We start from the raw sequence: 17,948 nt of genomic DNA, 5'->3' as shown, positions 1-17,948 counted from the left end.
TCCCGTGTGCTCCGTGACCCGGGTCCCGCCCGCGGTGTCCCGTGCGCGGAGCACGCCGTCAGGCGTCCGTCCCCGCCCCCGGCACACCGGCCCGCAGATGCGTCGCCAGGCGGTGCAGCTCGACGAGGGCGCCGGTGTCCGACCCGTCCCCCAGCGGGTAGTGCAGGGCCGGCTCGGAGGCGGGCCCCAGGACGACGGGCCGTACCCCGACGGGCGGGCGACGGGCATGGGTGAGTCCGATGCCCCGCACGTCGCGCGCACCCAGGGTGAAGGCGACCGGGACGGACGGGGCCTGGAGCACGGGCGCCGTCGTGAGGTCGCGGGAGGCCCGCCGCACCGAGGTCAGCATCGTCGTCAGGCCGTGTTCCACGACGAGGGTCTCGGCGAGGAGTCCGATCGCCTCCAGGGGCGGTTCCTCGCCCTCCCCGTATCCGAGGGTGAGCGTCACGTCCTGCTCGATCCCGGCGGTCGTCCGCGTCACCCGGATCCACGCCAGCGCGGGCCGGTCGGGGTGCCCCGTCACGAGCAGATGGGTGGGCTCGGGGGCCCGGTCACGGGCCAGTTCGGTCAGCCGGCGCGGCGACCAGGGCAGGTTGACGGGTTCCGCGGTGCCCCAGCCGGCCGGGGCCGAGCCGGTGAGCGCGCGCCAGGCCGTCTCGAGTGCTTCGCCCAGAACGGCGTCCTGGTGCGCGGGGAGCGTCGTACGGAACGCCACGACGAGCTGCCGGTCACCCGCCGGGGACGTCCGGCCGAACGCCTCGGCGACCGAGGCCGTGCCGTCCGCCCCGAGCGCGGGCGCGAACGTCCCGTCCCGCCAGCGCAGCACCGCCCCGGACAGCCCGTCGTAGTAGCCCTGTGCCGGGTCCTGGACGACCCAGCGGTTGGGCACCTGGAGGAGGGTGGCGCGGGCCGGGGCACTGAGCCGGACGTGCGGCGGGGTGACGATCTGCAGGGCCCGGCCCGACTCGGAGGTGCCGCGCAGCACCTCGGACAGCCAGGTGGTCAGGGCCAGGACGGGCCGGTCGGCCAGGACGACGGACGTGCTGTCGGTGAGGACGTCCACGACCGGCTGTCCGTCGTCCGGCGCGGCGGCCGCGCTCACGTCCACGACCTCGGTGCCCGCCGCCGGCTCGGGCCAGGTGCTGCCGCCCAGCAGCAGGGCGAGCCGCCCGCACACGGACCCCGCCAGCCGCTCGGCCTCGGGCACGGCGCCGGAGGCCCGGGCCTCGGTCCACCAGAACGGCACGGGCACGTCCTGCCCGAGCAGCCGTTCGGCCTCCCCGGGGACCTGGACCAGCAGCGGGGCCTCCACCGACACGAGGGTCCTGCCGTCCGGGGCGCACAGACGCAGCACGGCGCCCTGGGACCCGGCGGTGACGCCCGCCTCGGGCCCGGCCGCGTACAGGCCGGCCAGCAGGGCCCAGGTGTCCGGCATCGTCGGGGTGAGGGCGATGACGTCCTTGGTCACGACTGCTCCTCTTCGGCCTCTTCGGCTCCGGCCAGCGCTGTCTGGACGAGTTGGTGGCGCCGGCCGCGGCGGACCAGGGTGCCGCGGCCGGGCGGTTGCGGGGAGGCGTACAGGCCGGGGAAGAGCTGCCCCTCGGTGCGGTCGCCGGTCATCACCAGGGCGGTGGTGCCCGTCTCGCGCAGGGTGGTCAGCAGCGGCTCGTACAGCGCGCGGGAGGCACCCGCGACGCGGCGCGCCAGGACGAAGTGCAGGCCGATGTCCTGTGCGGAGGAGACGTACGGAAGGAAGGGCGCGAGGGGCTGCTGTCCGGCGGTGGTGAGGATGTCGTAGTCGTCGACGAGGATGACGATCCGCGGGCCCCGGAACGCGGGTTCGCCGGTCTCGGGTGCGTCCGGGTCGGCGGTCTCCGGCATCCGCTTGTGAAGTTCGGCGGCGATGCCCGTGGAGAGGGCGGCGGCGAGCGTGGCGTTGTGGGCGTAGCCGCCCCGGTACGGCTCCGGGACGACGCCGCGCAGGCCGCGGCGGGGGTCGAAGACGCCGAAGACCAGCTCGTCGTCGGAGTACCGCTCGACGAGCCCGGCGACGACCTGCTTCAGCAGGTTCGTCTTGCCGCACTCGTTGTCGCCGAGGACCAGCAGGTGTTGGTCGCCGCCGAAGAGGTCGAGCAGCACGGGGGCGAGGGCGTCCTGGTCGAGGCCGAGGGGTATCCGCCGCGGTTCGGCGGCCGGTGAGGGCAGCCGGGTCGCCGGCAGCCGGGCCGGCAGCACCCGCACCGGGGCGGCGGGCTCGCCGTGCCAGGTGGCGCGGACGGTCCGGGCCGCCTCGTCCAGGGCCGGGCCCAGGTCGCCGGTGGTGGGCGAGCCGTCGATGCGGGGCAGGGCGGCCTGCGCGAACAGCTTGCCGTCGGTGAGCACCCGGCCGGGCACGTCCGGCGAGAGGGTCTGGGAGAGCTTGCGGTCGACGGAGGAGTCGGCGGGATCGTTCAGGCGCAGTTCGACGCGGGTGCCGAAGAGCGACTGGGTGGCGATGCGGACGTCGTTCCAGCGCAGCATGCCCGCCACCACGTGGATGCCGTAGCCGCCGCCCCGCTTCAGCAGGTCGGCGACCGGCTCGTCGAGGTCGGCGAAGTCGTCGCGCAGCGCGCCGAAACCGTCGACGACGAGGACGATGTCGGTGGAGCCGAGCTGCGGCAGCCGGCCCTGGGCGCGGAGCCGGCGGAGCTGGTCGACGGAGTCGATGCCGTGCTCGCGGAAGACCGTCTCGCGCTCGTCGAGCATGGCGCGCACCTCGGCGACCGTACGGGCCGCGCGCTCACGGTCGGCCCGTCCGGCGATCCCGCCGACGTGCGGCAGGGCGGCCAGCGCCGACAGGCCGCCGCCGACCAGGTCCAGGCCGTACACGGCGACGTCGCGGGGGGTGTGGGTGACCGCCAGGGACAGCACGAGGGTCCGCAGGAGTGTGGTCTTGCCGGACTGGGGGCCGCCGATCACGGCCACGTGACCGCCGGCCGTGGTCAGGTCCAGCTCCCACTGGCCCTGCCACTGCCGGGCCGGGTCGTCGAGCACACCGAGCGGCACCCGCATCCCGCCCGTGGCACGCGCCAGGTGCAGCCCGTGCTCGGAGACCCGGACCGGTCCTGCGGCCGCGTCCAGGGTGACGGCGTCCGGCAGCGGGGGCAGCCAGATGCGGCGCACGGGCGATGGGGGTCCCCCCTGCTCTTGGGGGTCCCCCCTGCTCGAGCGGAGCCGAGAGCTTGGGGGAGGAGCCGAGAGCTTGGGGGAGGCGCCGGCGAGCCCGCCGACCATGAGGGACAGGACGGTCGGGCCGGTCTCGCGCCGGGTGGCGGAGGGTTCCTCCTCCGGCTCCTCGGCCCGGCCCGCGGTGTTGTACGCCGGGTAGGGCAGGGCGAGCGGCTCCTCGTCCCGCTGCTCACGCGCCGCCGGACCGCGGTGGGCGCCGGAGACGTACCCGGCCTTGAACCGTTCGTAGGTGGAGGTGTCGACCTTGAGGTAGCCGAAGCCGGGCAGCGGCGGCAGGTGGAAGGCGTCGGTGGTGTCGAGGACCGTGCGGGACTCGTCGGCGGAGAAGGTGCGCAGGCCCAGCCGGTACGACAGGTAGGTGTCCAGGCCCTTGAGCTTGCCGCCCTCGATGCGCTGGCTGGACAGCAGCAGGTGGACGCCGATGGAGCGGCCGATGCGCCCGATGGACAGGAACAGGTCGATGAAGTCCGGCTTGGCGGTGAGGAGTTCGCCGAACTCGTCGATGACGACGAACAGGTGCGGGAGCGGTTCGAGGTCCGGCCTCTTCGTCGCGCGCAGCACGGCGTAGTGGCCGATGTCGGCGACGTTGCCGGCGTCCTTCAGGACCTGCTGGCGGCGCTTGACCTCACCGGCGAGGCTGGTGTGGACGCGTTCGACGAGCCCTGCCTGATTCTCCAGGTTGGTGATCATCCCGGCGGTGTGCGGGAGGTCGGCGAACGGGGCGAAGGTGGCGCCGCCCTTGTAGTCGACCAGGACGAGTGCCAGGTCCTCCGGGGGGTGGGTGGTGGCCAGGGCGAGGACGAGGGTGCGCAGGAGCTCGCTCTTGCCGGAGCCGGTGGCTCCCACGCACAGTCCGTGCGGGCCCATGCCGAGCTGGGAGGACTCCTTCAGGTCCAGCAGGACCGGCTCATGACGGTCCGTGAGGCCGATGGGCACGCGGAGGAGGTCACGTTCGCCGCGGGGCTGCCACAGGGTGGGCAGATCGAGGTCGGCGGGGTCGGCGACGCCGAGGAGCGCGGGGAAGTCGACCGGACCGGTGACGGGGCTCCCCTCGGCGACGGACTCCGGCGACAGCCGCAGCGGGGCCAGCAGCCGGGCGACGCCCTCCGCCCCGGCCGCGGTGACCGGGTCGACGGCGCCCTCGGCGACGGCGGTCGGTGCGGTGGCGCCCTCGGCGACGGAACCACGTACGTCTCCGGCGGCGGAACCGCGCACATCCTCGACGACCACCCGCTCGCCCTGGACGGTGAGGCGCACGCTCACCTCGTCCGGTTCGTGCACCTGCTCCTGGAGGAGGTGCACCACGGTGACCCCCATGTCCGCCAGCCCGACCGCCGAGTCCGGGCGGGGGAGTTCGGCGGCCGGCTCGCCGTGGGCGTCGACGACCACCAGCAGCCGGCCCGCCAGCCGCAGCGCGGTCCGGTCGGCCAGACCCCGCCGCACCTCCGCCGCGTACGCGGAGCGTCGGCCCAGCTCGTGCCGGAGCCCTTCGGCGAGCTGCCGGACATCGGGCGCGATGCGGCGGGCGGCCACCGGACCGTCGTGCGCCTGCGGATCCAGCACGTGGGGCAGCCACTTCGCCCACTCCCAGTCGGCGAGCCGCTCGCCGGGCACGGCCAGGGCGAGCGCGACGTCGTCGGGAGCGTGTGTCACCGCCGTCTGCACCAGCAGGGCCCGGGCAACCCGCAGGACGTCCTCCCGGTCGCCGACGACGCTGACGTTCCCCGCGCGGTCCAGCGGCACCGTCAAGGGCACGTCGGCGGCCGTCGCGAACCGGCGCTGCAGGGCGCGCGCCTCGTTGAGCATGAACGGATCCGGCGGCGTCAGCACCCCGCCGGCGCCGCTCTGCTGGATCACCGGCTCCTGGGCCGGTACGTCACCGAGACCGACCCGCACCCGCAGGAAGTCGGCGTCCCGGCGGCGCCGCTCCCACAGCCGGGCGGGGTCCCGCACCAGGTCGTACAGCGCCTCCGGCGGCGGGTTCAGCTCCCGCTCCGCATCCCGCAGCCGGCGCTCCGCGACGCCGAGTTCCCCCCGCAGTTCCTCCAGGTACTCCAGGTAGCGCTCACGCTGGGTGCGCCGGGTGCGCTGCGCCTTGCCCCGCTGCGACAGGAACAGCGCCACCGCGCCCAGCAGCGCGAAGACCAGCACGACCGCGCCCACCACCGCGAACCGGCTGTTGCGGATCACGGTCATCATGATCACGGAGCCCATGACGCCGGCCATCGGCAGCAGCGCGGTGGCCGCGTTGCCGATCTTCCCTTCGGGAAGGTTCGGCGGGGGTTCGATCGTGCGGGGCCGGGCGGGTTCCGGGGGGCGGGTGCTGCGGGCGGGCCGATGGACGATCTGCAGGGTCACGGGCGGACTTCTCCGGAGCGGGTCGTGACGGAAGAGACGGAAGAGGGATGGGGCGGACACGAGCTGGGCGCACCGGCCGGGCGCTCATCGCACCCTCACCGCGCGCCCCATCACCTCGGCGGCCAGCCGCAGCACGGCCTGTTGCGTGGCGTGTGCCAGGAGGTCGGTGCGGATGGGACCTCCACCGGCCAGATGACGGTCGTACGGCACGGAGACGACGGTGACCCCGGCCTCCTTGAGGTGCCCGACGGCCGTCTTGTCGTCGAGGAGCATGTCGGGGGTGCCCGACACCAGCGCCACGACCGTCGTGGCCAGCGCGGAGTGCGGCAACCGGGCCAGCCAGTCCAGCACCTGACGGGTGGCGTTCACCCCCTCCGCGGTGGCCGGCGAGACCACCACCCGGGCGTGCGCGGTGTCCATGGCGGTACGGGCCACCTCGCCGGGGAGCGTCTCGCAGTCGACCACGGTCACGGCGAAGTAGCGGCGCAGCGCCAGCGTCACCTTGCGGTACGACGTCATGTCGAGCGGCGGACCGACCTGGCCCCGGCTCGCGGGCAGCAGCCAGCCGCCATCCGACACCGGCACCAAGTAGCCGGTCACGTCCGTCAGTTGCATGGACGGGTGGAGGATCGGCGCGAGGTCGGCACACGTCCAGCGCACCGCCTCCGCACCCATGCGCACCGGCAGGGTGCCCAGCGCGGCATCCGCCTCCAGTGTCAGCACCGGGTCGTGCCGGTAGTGGTTGAGGGTGCGCCCGAGCAAGGCGGAGACGGTGGACTTGCCGACGCCGCCACGGATGGAGGTGACGGCCACCACCCGGCCCGTGGTGACGGGCTGCTGCAACTCACGGGCGATCCGCGTCTGTTCGGCGACGTCCTGCGCCACGGACGAGGTGAGCTTGCGCAGGGCCCGCCCCGTGCGCCGGGTCACGGAGTCGCCGTGCAGGGGGCGTCCCAGGGCGAGGAGGAGACGGGGGTCGAGGGTGGGGGAGGACTCGGGGGCGGGGGCCGCCGGGAGGTGGGGGGCACGGGTGGGGACGGGGGCGGCGGGCGCCGCGGGCCGCTCCGGGACCGGCTCGTCGGCGGCCCGGTCGGCCGGTACGGGGGAGGGGGACACCGGGCCGAGCGCGTCACCTTCCGCGCCCGCCCCCGCTTCCGCACCGGTGTGCGTGCCCGCATCCGTACTCGTATCCGAAGGGCCGCTTCCCCCACCGCCCAACTCCCGCAGCACGTCCCGCTGCCAGTCGCCGCCACCGCCACCGTCGTGCGCCGACGGCTGCTCCCGTCCCTGCTCCCCGCTCGTCATGCCGCCGCGCCCCTCAAGCCCTCAAGCGAAGGTGTCGAGCAGTCGCCCGTACACACCGAACACGCCGACGAGCAGCGGAAGCAGCGCGATGACCCCCACCGACTCGAGCAGGTCACCGGCCCGCCGCAGCCTGACCCGTACGTGCTCGGCCGGCTGCACGGCGAGCACGACGAGCGGCAGGACCGCCAGCACCACGAGGACGGCCAGCGGTGCCGCGGCCGAGGACCGCTCCGCCCACACCACCAGCAACCGCACGGCGACGCCCGCCGCTGCGGCCAGCAGCACGACCACCTCGGCGACCAGCGGGAACGCCCGGGCTCGCAGCGCCAGCACCACCGCGACGACCGCGGCCAGCGGCACCGTCCACACGGAGGGATCCCGCAGCGCCAGTACGGCGGCCACGGCGGCCGACCCCGCCAGAGTGATCGTGGCGAGCACCAACCCGCGGTGGGCGGCGGCCAGGGCGACGGACACCTGGTGGCGGCTGACGGAGACCCCGCCGGCCCGGCGGTCGTCGAGCCCGGAGAGCCCGGACGCCATCAGCGCGAGCCGCGGCAGCACTCCGAGCAGCACCACCGAGACCACACCGAGAACGGCCCCGACACGGGCCTGCTGTTCCGCCGTCCCGGCACCGGACTGCACGGCGACGACGACCTCCCAGCCGACGGCGGTCAGCGCCACGGCCCCGGCACCCACGAGCCCGCCCCGCCCCAACGGCGTGAACAGCCCGAGCAGGACGAGGACCAGCACACTCACAGCAGCCACCCCGGCGAGCCGCAGCGCACCCGCCGAGGCCCCGCCGAGGTCGTCGACCAGGCTCCACACGCCCAGCACACCGAGCGCGCCACCGGCACACAGGAGGGTCGCGGCGAGCCCGTGCCTGCGCACCCGCCCCAGGACCGCGCCCGCGACCGCGGCCGCACCGGCGGCGGCGAGCAGGGCACCGGCGACGACCGAACTGTCGTACCGCGCACGTGCGAACAGGGCGGCGACGACCACCCAGCCCACGCTCGCGACCCCCGCCGTGACCCGCCGCGCGGCCGGCCCCCACACCCACGCCCGGTGGCCGAGATCCTCCGCCACCTCGTCGGTGACGTCGTGCACGACGGGGGCGGGCGGGGCGTCCTCCGCACGGACGAGACGCAGGACGGCACCGTCGCGGATGCCCGCCGTCTCCAGCGTGCTGTCGTGATCGAGCGCGGAGCCGTCCACCGTGACGAGGTGACGCGAGGCGGGCCGCCCCTCCACACGGTCGTCCAGCAACCGCATGACCTCGGGCAGCAGCAGCCCGACCGGCTCCCGCGCAGGAAGCACCAGGTCGACGCGGCGCCGCTCACCGACGAGCGTGACCCGGCTCAACACCGTCGGCCCACCGGCCGTTTCCCTGCTCAAGGCCCCCGTAGACATCACGCTCGCGAACCTATCACCGGCTTGTAGGACTATTGGGGGGCGTGGAAACGCCGGGAGAGTACGGGCTGTTCTGCCCCATCAGCCGATTCGAAACGAACGACCACCCCACACACCCCGCGCACAGCACGGCCGCGATCACCATCCCGGCGATCACCTTCCCCACCCGCTCGTCCACGGCCCGCCGTTGCCGCTGCGCCCCGAACAACAGGGCGTCCCGCAACCGCCGCCGCCGCACGGAAACGGATTCGAGAAGCTGACTGTCGTAGTCCTGAGCGGACATGCCGGTCACCTGTCTCACGTGGGGAATTCGCCCAGCCAATCGTGCTGGAGGAGGTGCTGGGGCAGGTAGTCCGACTCGACCTCGATGGGCAGGTGCCCGTCGTACGCCCAGCAGGCGATGGCGAGGGGGCCGAGGGCGATGGCGCCGTCGATGTCCTTCTGCCGTTCCTCGGTGAGGGTCCAGTAGGCGCGGTGCAGTTTCAGGGCTTCTTCCAGTGCGGGGCTGAAGCCTTCCACGTCCCTGCGTACGAAGTGGTAGAAGAGGTTGATCGGCGGATAGAGGATGCCCTGCAGCAGGTCTCGCGGGGCGATGCGGGCGACCGCCGGATCCGACATCTGCACTGCGGCGGTCAGCTTCTCGACCAGTCCTGGCCGGCGCAGCCAGTACGTCTGCAGGGTGTCGACCCAGTGGTAGATGTACTCGTCGTACTGCCCCTCCGGCGCCCGGAGCCGCTCCAGGGGGACCTCACACAACTGCGTCATACGCTCCGGCTCACGGCAGATGACGGCGAGCCAGAACGCGTTCAGCCAGGTTCCCGCGCGGGCCGTCGAGAGCGGGCCGGTCGCCCGAAGGGCGCGCACTTTCCCGTTGATGCGGCATTCGACTGTTCCCTCACTCTTGGCCGTGACGGCGAACAGCGCAGAACCCAGCTGCATCGCGTTGACCGCCGCTTCCCAGGTCTCCACTGCTTCGGCCTGAGGATCATTCACGCAGTGGGCGCGCAGGTTCATCACTCCGGAGCTGAATGCGAAGTCGATCAACTCCGATGAGTCCTCAAGGTCGTTGATCTCGTCAGTCAGATCGGAGGCCAACTGCTCAGCGAACTGTTCGGCATCAAGTCCTGCCGACAGACTATGCCGGGTGATTTCTGTGGTCATGGAAGGGTCCGGCGATGTCGTAAGCCATAGCTGCATGAAGATAGGTGCGCATGAAGGTTTCGAGCTCATCGTTCATGTGTAGATCCTGTGCACTCGCGCCGGTCGCACGGCGGTCCAGTGGACGGGTGAGTCAGTCGCTCCCCGAATCCAGAGCAAGCTGGGCTTTGATGACTGTCATATCGAGTGGGTGATCGAGGTGGGGAGTTTGTATGCGCGCACTGCTTCCGGGAATTTCATTACGGGAACATTCGGAAGATCCGGGATTCTCGATTCTGCGGCGTCGACCACGTAAGCGGGACTGTCGTCCTCCGGCTGCAGCACCCGTGCCAGTGTGAAACTGTCGTCCGGCAGGGCTACCCTTCGGACCCACGGGAATTTGGCATCCCAGGAAGTGAAAACCGACGCGGAGAGGCGCTGGGCTACCGACGAGGCCAGCTCCTTCTCTGACGGTCGGTGCTCGACCTTGTTGGCTGCGTAGATGCTCAGGGACCAGTTCAAGTCGTCTTGCAGGCGCTCGTATTCGCACGTGACGACAGCATCCCAGTTCCGGTCCTCCCACTCTGATTCTGCCGACACGTCCGTCTGTTCCAACGTGACACGGAACACCTCGGCGAGAATCACGGGCAGGTGGGTTGGCGCATCACTGCCGCGAACCATCAAGTGGTACATCACGAGTAGTACGTCCGGTAGAGGGCTGGCTCTTGTACAGACCCGTCCTGAGCGGTCATGTCGGTCACCTGTCTCACGTCGGGAATTCGCCCAGCCAGCTGCGCTTGAGCAGGTGCTCGGGCAGATACTCCGACTCGACCTCGATGGGGCGTCCGGCGTCGTGGGCGAGGCAGGTGAGGGCGAGAATCGCGAGGGGGATGTCGCCCTCGCCGGATTCCTCGCGGTCGGGGTCGGCGGTCCAGTACTCCTTGTGAAGCTCAAGCCCTTGAACCAGGGCCTCGTTGAACTGGTCGGCATCCCGGCCGACGAAGCGGTAGAACAGATTGATCGGCGGATACAGGACCTTGAGCATCATCTCGCGGTCCATGAACCGCAGCCGGTCCGGGTCGGTCGCGTCGAACGCGGCGACGAGCTTGTCCCCGAGGCCGGGCCGCTCCAGCCAGTACGTCTGGAGGGTGTCGACCCAGTGGTAGATGTACTCCTCGAAGACGGCGCCGGAGGCGCGCAGTGTCTCGATCGGCACCTCGCACAGCTGTGACATCCGCGCCTGGTCCCGGCAGACGACGGCCAGCCAGAAGGCTTCCAGCCAGGTACCGGCATCTACGAAATGCGTGATCCCCACGGCGGGGAGCGTCCGCACCTCATGGCCGATCATGCACTCGACGGTAGTGCCTTCGGGTGCGGTCGCCGAAGCGAACAACGCGGACCCGACCTGCATGGCCATCACCCATGCTTCCCACGTCTCCAGCTTGTCGGCAGTGGGATCGCTCAGCGTAAAGAGGCTGGCGTTGGACAGAGCACTGCTGAAGGTCAGGCCGAAGCTCTGCGGGTATTCCTCAAGACGCTTGATGTAACTGAGGGTTTCCTCGTTGAGTTCTTGTCGGAATTCATCCGGGTTCGGATGGCTACCCTTCGACGGAGGGCGGGAAATGCGTGTGTGCATGAACAATTTTCTCATTTCGTGAGGTCGAACTGCCTTATCTGGTATCCAGCATATGTGGGTCCGTTGAAGTCCGCCTTGACCAAGATGTAGTCCACCTTGCCCTCACTTAGCGCGTTTCGAAGGTCCATGGCCAAGGTGCGCTCGGCGCGAGCCGCGTCAAGGGAACCGCTATCTGCGCGTCGCTTGGCCCTCCTCTCCATTTCCTTGAGGATGGTCTCGAAGTACTCCTTCGTGCCCTGCGTCACCAGCCGTCCACTATGCCCCTTGCGTACCCCGAGGGAGGCCTTCGTGGACCCCTTCGCCTCGACGACGTACCGGCCGTCCGTCGTCCGGTACACCTGGTCGAACCGATTGTTGCCGAACGCCCCGTCGTCCAGACGCACCGCACCCTCGTAGTGCTCCGGGATCGCGTGGCGCTCGGCCGCGTACTCGCCGAGCAGTTCGCTCTGCCGGTTGGCGTCGCCATGGAGCGGTGAGTGTGTCTTGTCGGCGAGATCCCTCGCGGCGGCCAGCTCGTCCGTGGGGTTGGCGGCGTAGGCCTTCTCCGCGGCCTCGAGGACTTTCTCCGCCGCGTTGTCGGCCTTGACCGCCGCGTCCCGCCTGGCGGCCTGTTCGTTCAGGTATTTCAGAGTCTCGTCGGGAAGATCCGACACCTTGCCCGGGATGGGATCCGGCCGGATGTAATCCTCCTTGATCGCAGGAGGCATGTCACTGGCCGCGATCCACTTGGGCGGCGCGAACGGGTTGCGTGTGAGCTGGGGCACGGCCTGGCCGTAACCGCCCTCGGCGGATGTGGAGCGCCGGTATCCGTTGTTCTCCCGGTAGTGCTCCTTGAACCACTGGGGGTCGTTGTTGGCCCGCTCGACCTGCCGGCGCATGACCTCGCGTTCGTGGTCCAGCGGATCGCGGTTGCTGCCGGACGGCGATCCGTCAGGGCCGTTGCCGCCCCCGGTCCCGCCGTGCTGGGCGGGAACCCGGCCGCCGTCGGTCCCGTCGCCGCCCGCGTGCCCGTGGTCGCCGCCCGCCGCGTGCCCGCCCGTGTCGCGTGCGGGCACCGTGTCCGTGCCGCGCCCCCCGGTGTGGTCGGTGGCGTGCGCGGTCGCCGCCGTGTTGCCGCCGGCCCGCCCCGTCGCGTCGCCGCCGACGTGGGCCGTCGTGCTCCCGGCGGCGTGCGCGCCTGCCCGGTCGCCCGCCCCGACGAGTGCGCCCTCCTCGTGCGGCAGGCTCCGCTCCAGCAACTCCCGGTCCGCCGCCGACAGTTCCACCTTCGCCGGTGCCGCCGTGCCGTCCGGACGGACGACCGAACCGTCGTCCAGGTTCAGGCGGGTGCCGTCGGGCCACTCCACGACGTTGTCGCGGATGACTGGCGTGTCGTCGGCGACCCGGACCACGCTGCCGTCGGGCTGGACCCGTCCCGCGCCGGAGAGGACGTCGGCGTAGGCGCCCGCGTGCACGCCCCGCAGGCCGGCGAACAGGTCGGTGACCTTGACCGTGCCGAACGTCGCGGCCTTGCCCAGATACGTCATGGGGTCGACCAGCCGGGCCGTCTTGCCGAGCGCGCCGACCGTGCGGGCCACCGCGCCGCTCTTCGCGGCCGCTCCGGCGCCTCCGGTGAACACCGTGGTCAGCACGTTGAAGGTGACCGCGCCGCTCGCGCGTGCGGGGTTCTCGCCCCACTGGTCCCAGGCGACCAGCGCCTTGCCCGTCTCCTTGACCGCGTTGCGGGAGTCGCGCAGGTAGGAGGGCAGTTTGTCCTCGGGCATCGCCCAGTAGGCGACGCCGACGACGGGCACCGCGGTGATGAGCACACCGGTGGCGAGCTTGCCGAGCCCTTTCCAGGCCTCGCCCGCCGCGTCCCAGCCGTCGAAGCCGACGAGGGTGCCGAGGCCCTGGATCGTGCCCCACACTCCGTCGACGAAGAACCCCTTGCCGAACTCCCACACCTGGTGGCCCAGCCAGTCGAGCCCGTGCCGCTCCTTCTCCACGGTCCTGCCCCAGGGCAGTTCCTCGGCCTGGTCCAGCAGGTCGGCGGTGAAGCCGTAGGTGCTGGTGCCGCGCTTCACCAGGCGCTTGTCCGTGCCGTCCTCGAGGATCAGCGTCGAGCCGCCCACCAGCGCGGTGATCGCGTTGTGGCAGGCGATCTCCGCCAGCCAGAAGGCCTCCGCGGTGGCGTTGACGTCGTGCACCAGGTCGTTGTTGAGCTGGACGTTGTCGTCGTCCTCGCGCCAGTCGTCGTCACCCGCTATCTGGTGCCGGAAGGTTTCCGCACGCCGCTTGAGGCTCTTCAGCTTGGCCACGAGCGGCTGGATCTCCGTCTCGTACGCGCTGAGGGCCGCCGCGACCTTCTCCAGATCGTCGGCGAACTCGTCCGCCTTGGCCGCCACCGGCGCGGTCGTGGCGAACAACTGCTCCGCCTCCGGTGCCGTGTAGCACGCCGACAGCCCCTGGAAGCGGGTGTGCACGTCGGATCCCGACTGGCGGAAGACGAGGGCCTCCGCCGTCAGCAGCATGTGGTCCGTGCCCAGTTGCTCCAGGTCGCCGGTGAACTGCGGGATGTTCTGCGGGTCGATCAGGCCCGCGCTCACGTGCCCCCCTGTTGCCCGCCCGCCCCCGGCAGGTCGATCTTCGGTTCCTTCAGCGCGTTCGCCTGGGCCTGCGCGGCCATGTCCAGGTCGCCCTTGACGTATTCGTTGGTCGCGGTGGCCGCTCCGTTGAGGGAGTTCGACGTGCGCACCGCGACGTACATCAGCTTTTCCTGGTAGGCGGTGAAGAACTCGCCCAGCGCCGCCGCGACCGGGCCCTGGACCCCGCTCTTCTCCACGCCGCCCTGCTGGACCGTGCCGGCGGACTTCGCCGCGCTCGGCATGGTCTCCTGCAAGGCTTTGCCGGTGTCCGAGAGTCCCTCGGCCGCCTCCGCCGTCTTCGTGAGAACGCGATGCACGCCCGACGGCGAGATGTCCCACCCCGTCATGTGGATTCCCCGTATCCCCGTGTCCCCGTGTGCCGTCGGTCCGCCGACGCGCCCGTGTCAGCCGATGTTGTCGACCGCCGCCCGCGCCTTCGCCATCGTCGCCTGGGCCGTCCCGTCGTTGTCCTCGAGGGTGGTGCGCACCAGTTGGATGATGCTGCGTACCTCGTTGGCCGCGCGGTTCCAGCGCAGTTCCTTGCCGTGGTACTCCTCGGAGACCCCGTCGGCCTGGAAGTCGGCCATGGCGGCCTTCACGGCCTTGTCGCGGTCGGCCAGTACGCGCTCCAACTGGCCGACGATGCCTTGCAGACCACCCTGCACCTCGCTCGACGCGCCGGTGTCGTAGGAGCGGCGGTCCAGATTCTGGCCCATCGTCAAAACCCCCTGTGGTTGTCGGTCTCTGCCCCGGACGGCGGTCTAGCGCGCGCCGAAGCGGGCCGCGTCGAAGTTCGCCGCGCCCATGTTCTTCTGGGCGTTGTCCTGCTGTTCCACGTCACCGGTGCCGAACGCGGTGTCCATACCGCCCTGGCCTTCGAGGATCGCGCCGAGCGACTGGTTCAGCGCGGCGGTGATCTCGTCCGCCCGCGTCTTGAACGAGTCGAAGGCGACCTTTCCGGATCCGTTGAACTTGCCCTCCAGCGGCTCGGCCGCCTGGATGAGCATGCGGATCAGCGTGCCCAGGTCGGTGCTCGAACCAACCGTGTTCTTGCCCAGATCCGACAGGGTCGTGGACCCCATGTCGAACTTCACGTGTGTCACCCCCGTGCGTCACGTACGCATCACAAACCTGTTCGAACAGGCTGTCGCACAACCCGTCGCGAACGCAACGTCGTTGAGCATGATGTGACGTGATCCGGACATGTCGGGGACAACGTCCCACGGCTCGGGCGCGACGACGGTGCCGTGGACCCCCGGCACCGCACCCGCACCCGTATCCGTACCCGCACTCGCAGCCGGCCGAAGGCCGGGAAAGTTTTTTCGCGAAGACCTACAACCCTCCCCGCACCCCGCGGGTCGTACTTGCTGTCAGGACTTCTGTGGGGGGACCCGGGGGGGATCCGAGAGGTTCTGACAGGGGAGGGAACAGGGGGAGGGAACCGAGGGGGCCCGGTCACGTACCGGGCCCCCTCGAAATTTCTCCGTGTCGAAGTTTCCCCACGCACGGCAGAACCCCGTCCCCGTGGCCCGGCTCGGCCGACGTGTCGGAGAGACGCCGGTCGAGTATTCCGCTCCCCTTCACAGGGCGGCTACCTCTTCCGCCGTCGGGAAGGACACCTGCGCGCCCTCCTTGGTGACCGTCACCGCCCCCACCCGGGCCGCGTAGGAGGCCGCGTCGGCGAGGGAGTCGCCGAGGCCGAGCCGCCAGGCCAGCGCCGCGGTGAAGGAGTCCCCGGCGCCGGTGGTGTCCACGGCGCGCACCGGTACGGAGGGGACGCGGGCGACACCGTCGGAGGAGGCCACCAGGGAACCCTCACCGCCCAGCGTCACCACCACCGACCGGGGCCCCTTCGCGAGCAGCAGCCGTGCCCAGTCCTCGGGCTCCTCACCGACGCGGGCCTCACCCAGGATCACCTTCGCCTCGTGCTCGTTGAGGATCAGCGGGTCGCACGCCGCCAGCACCTCGGACGGCAGCGGCTGCGGCGGCGACGGGTTCAGCACGAGCCTGCTGCCCGGCGCCAGCGTGCGTGCCACCTCCGCCACCGTCTCCAGTGGGATCTCCAACTGCGTGGACACCACCCGGGCGGCGTGGAAGATGCTCCCGGCGGCGCGTACGTCCGCGGGTGTCAGCCGGCCGTTGGCGCCCGGTGAGACGACGATGCTGTTGTCCCCGGACGGGTCCACCGTGATCAGCGCGACGCCGGTCGGCGCCCCGCCCACCAGCACGTTCGCCGTGTCGACCCCGGCCTCCCGCTGCGAGTCCAGCAGCAGCCGCCCGTGCGCGTCGTCGCCGACCCGGGCCAGCAGGGCCGTACGGGCGCCGAGCCGGGCGGCCGCTACCGCCTGGTTCGCGCCCTTGCCACCCGGGTGGACGGCCAGGTCGGAGCCGAGCACCGTCTCTCCGGCGCCCGGCCGGCGCTCCACGCCGATCACCAGGTCGGCGTTGGCCGACCCCACGATCAGCAGGTCGTAGTCGTACACGGACTGGTGCTCCATGGCTCCCCATAGGGTCGTTCCGGGCGGGCGGCCGGCCGGCTGCTGTGCGGTGGACGCGTACAGCGTGCCCTCCCCGACCGCCTTCCGGCCGTCCGGCGTGCCGTCGAAGCCGACGACCCGGACCGGTTTTCCGGCCTTGGAGCCGAGCACCTCGATCGCGCCGAGCGCCGTCTCGTCGTCCTCGGCGTGCGGGGTGCCGCGACGCGTGCGTCCGGAACCGGCCGCCGACTGTCGACGTCGTGGTGTTCATGGCGCAGGGCGGGAGCACGATGGTCGAGGAGCCGACGTGGGCGGAGTCGCTGCTGATGTTTGTTTTCATCGGGGCGATCCCCACCGTCGTCGGAGGAGCGGTGCTCCTGTCCCTGTTCGGTCTGACGATGTGGGCGACAGCACCGCTGCGGCGCCGCAGACGGACCAGCGCTTGAGGTGTACGCGAAGGGCGGCCCGGCTTCGGCTCGTCGGACGGTGCCGGGTCTCCCTGCCTGTTGCCCGGCCGTGAGCACTTGGCCCTGAGGTGTACGTATCGCGCTCGGGTGAGCGCAGATCCAACAGCCGGCCGGGAAGTGTCAACGAGTCTGCGGGGCCATCAGGGGGCAGGGCCTGTGGGGCGACGGGGCGAGTGAGAGCCAGTTCGCACCATCGGAGATGTCAGCCGTTGTGATCTTGCTGCTTTTTCTGCAGGAACTGGGTGCTGAGCAGCAGGTTCGGCGAACCCTCACCCGGGTTCTGCACGACGTCCTTCAGCGCGTTGTCGGTCAGTGCCATGGAGACGTCGGCAGGAGCCTCATCCGGGTCGGCGCCCAGGTACAGCACCGCGACACCCGCGATGTACGGGGAAACCATCGAGGTACCGGATGGGTAGGAGCCGGTATGAAGGCGGAGAACGGCTGCGAACGGCGCGGGTGTTAGCTTCTTCCCCGTGGCGGAACACCAGGACGAGACCAGGGCGGCCTACGACGGGGTCGTCGAGCTCTATGCGTCGATGTTCGCTGATCGGTTGGAGACGCAGCCGTTCTCACGGAACATGATCGGCACTTTCGCCGAGCTGGTGCGCGGGACGGGGAACCCGCGGACAGCCGACGTCGGGTGCGGGCCCGGTCATCTGACGTCCATGCTGCACGACTTGGGGCTGGACGCCTTCGGGCTCGACCTGTCCCCGGGCATGGTCGACCACGCCCGGCGGGCCCATCCGGCGCTGCGGTTCGATGAGGCGCGGATGGAGGCCCTGCCGGTCGAGGACGGCGCGCTCGGCGGCGTGCTGGCCCACTACTCGGTGATCCATACCCCGCCTGGAAAATTGCCCGCGCTGCTCGCCGAGCAGGCACGTGTTTTGGCACCAGGGGGCCTGTTCCTGGTCTCGTTCTTCGCGACCGAGGGACCGGAGCCGGTCCGCTTCGACCACAAGGTGACGCCCGCCTATAGCTGGCCGGTGGACCGGTTCGCAGAGTTGCTGGCCGGGGCCGGGCTCGTCACGTTCGCCCGGCTGCTCCACGACCCGGCCTCCGAGCGAGGCTTCCTCGACGCCCACTTACTGGCCCGCCGCCCCTAGGACGCCTGCAGGCGACGCGCACACCTTCCGCATGTAATGTCCCATCGACATCGTGCACTTGGACCGCAGGCTGCGCGTCCTGTCGGTACGCACGATGCCCGGGCCACTGAGCCTCCCGCACCTACGCGCCCGGCACATCCCGGAGGCGGGGGCCGGGCGGCGGCGGACTGAGGGCTGTGGCCAGGGGCGCAGATCGCGGTCGACGA

Annotated in this window: 16 protein-coding genes; 2 read left to right on the top strand and 14 right to left on the bottom strand. The window is 71.3% G+C overall.

Annotated features, from left to right (window positions below; translation table 11 throughout):
- Positions 1-58: 58 nt before the first annotated feature.
- The 13 genes from DIZ27_RS34575 to DIZ27_RS34515 all read right to left on the bottom strand — a co-directional run bounded on the left by DIZ27_RS34575 (position 59) and on the right by DIZ27_RS34515 (position 16,178).
- On the bottom strand, positions 59-1,468 hold the full coding sequence (locus DIZ27_RS34575) for a DUF6177 family protein (RefSeq protein ID WP_109382357.1): 1,410 nt from the start codon (positions 1,466-1,468) through the stop codon (positions 59-61).
- Positions 1,465-5,586, bottom strand: coding sequence for a type VII secretion protein EccCa (gene eccCa / locus DIZ27_RS34570; protein WP_109382356.1), 4,122 nt, complete (start codon positions 5,584-5,586; stop codon positions 1,465-1,467). The genes DIZ27_RS34575 and eccCa overlap by 4 nt, the downstream gene beginning before the upstream one ends.
- A gap of 84 nt (positions 5,587-5,670) precedes the next feature.
- The gene (locus DIZ27_RS34565; RefSeq protein WP_109382355.1) at positions 5,671-6,891 is read right to left on the bottom strand and encodes a hypothetical protein; all 1,221 of its coding nucleotides are present in this window, start codon (positions 6,889-6,891) and stop codon (positions 5,671-5,673) included.
- A gap of 21 nt (positions 6,892-6,912) precedes the next feature.
- Entirely contained in the window at positions 6,913-8,298 is a 1,386-nt protein-coding gene (gene eccD / locus DIZ27_RS34560) for a type VII secretion integral membrane protein EccD (RefSeq protein ID WP_109382354.1), read from the bottom strand.
- Between the two features lie 16 nt (positions 8,299-8,314).
- A complete protein-coding gene (locus DIZ27_RS34555) occupies positions 8,315-8,581 on the bottom strand; it encodes a hypothetical protein (protein ID WP_109382379.1) in 267 nt (88 codons plus the stop codon).
- Positions 8,582-8,595: 14 nt separating this feature from the next.
- Entirely contained in the window at positions 8,596-9,459 is an 864-nt protein-coding gene (locus tag DIZ27_RS34550; protein ID WP_109382353.1) for an immunity 49 family protein, read from the bottom strand.
- Positions 9,460-9,633: 174 nt separating this feature from the next.
- Positions 9,634-10,128: a hypothetical protein gene (locus DIZ27_RS34545; protein ID WP_109382352.1), complete on the bottom strand. Its 495-nt coding sequence runs from the start codon at positions 10,126-10,128 to the stop codon at positions 9,634-9,636.
- Positions 10,129-10,201: 73 nt separating this feature from the next.
- Entirely contained in the window at positions 10,202-11,071 is an 870-nt protein-coding gene (locus DIZ27_RS34540) for an immunity 49 family protein (protein ID WP_109382351.1), read from the bottom strand.
- An 11-nt stretch (positions 11,072-11,082) separates the two neighbouring features.
- Complete coding sequence (locus DIZ27_RS34535; RefSeq protein ID WP_109382350.1) at positions 11,083-13,656, bottom strand: hypothetical protein; 2,574 nt, start codon at positions 13,654-13,656, stop codon at positions 11,083-11,085.
- A complete protein-coding gene (locus DIZ27_RS46120; RefSeq protein ID WP_181383829.1) occupies positions 13,653-14,042 on the bottom strand; it encodes a DUF6507 family protein in 390 nt (129 codons plus the stop codon). Before DIZ27_RS46120 ends, DIZ27_RS34535 begins: the two co-directional genes overlap by 4 nt.
- Before the next feature lie 57 nt (positions 14,043-14,099).
- Positions 14,100-14,411, bottom strand: a complete 312-nt coding sequence (locus DIZ27_RS34525) for a pore-forming ESAT-6 family protein (RefSeq protein ID WP_109382349.1) — start codon at positions 14,409-14,411, stop codon at positions 14,100-14,102.
- Positions 14,412-14,456: 45 nt separating this feature from the next.
- Positions 14,457-14,789: a hypothetical protein gene (locus DIZ27_RS34520; RefSeq protein ID WP_109382377.1), complete on the bottom strand. Its 333-nt coding sequence runs from the start codon at positions 14,787-14,789 to the stop codon at positions 14,457-14,459.
- A gap of 486 nt (positions 14,790-15,275) precedes the next feature.
- Positions 15,276-16,178 (bottom strand): ribokinase, encoded by a 903-nt coding sequence (locus tag DIZ27_RS34515; RefSeq protein WP_109382376.1) that lies wholly within the window; start codon positions 16,176-16,178, stop codon positions 15,276-15,278.
- Positions 16,179-16,432: 254 nt separating this feature from the next.
- Between DIZ27_RS34515 and DIZ27_RS34510 the strand changes: the two genes are divergently transcribed.
- Positions 16,433-16,618, top strand: a complete 186-nt coding sequence (locus tag DIZ27_RS34510) for a hypothetical protein (RefSeq protein ID WP_109382348.1) — start codon at positions 16,433-16,435, stop codon at positions 16,616-16,618.
- 223 nt (positions 16,619-16,841) lie between these two features.
- Here DIZ27_RS34510 and DIZ27_RS34505 read toward each other — a convergent pair whose 3' ends face one another.
- Positions 16,842-17,036 (bottom strand): hypothetical protein, encoded by a 195-nt coding sequence (locus tag DIZ27_RS34505; protein WP_109382347.1) that lies wholly within the window; start codon positions 17,034-17,036, stop codon positions 16,842-16,844.
- 76 nt (positions 17,037-17,112) lie between these two features.
- Here DIZ27_RS34505 and DIZ27_RS34500 point away from each other — a divergent pair, with 76 nt between their 5' ends.
- Complete coding sequence (locus tag DIZ27_RS34500) at positions 17,113-17,742, top strand: class I SAM-dependent methyltransferase (RefSeq protein ID WP_109382346.1); 630 nt, start codon at positions 17,113-17,115, stop codon at positions 17,740-17,742.
- The last annotated feature ends 206 nt before the right edge of the window (positions 17,743-17,948 follow it).

The organism is Streptomyces sp. NWU339 (assembly GCF_003143855.1).
Lineage (GTDB): Bacteria > Actinomycetota > Actinomycetes > Streptomycetales > Streptomycetaceae > Streptomyces.
This window is presented reverse-complemented; position numbering and strand designations above follow the sequence as displayed.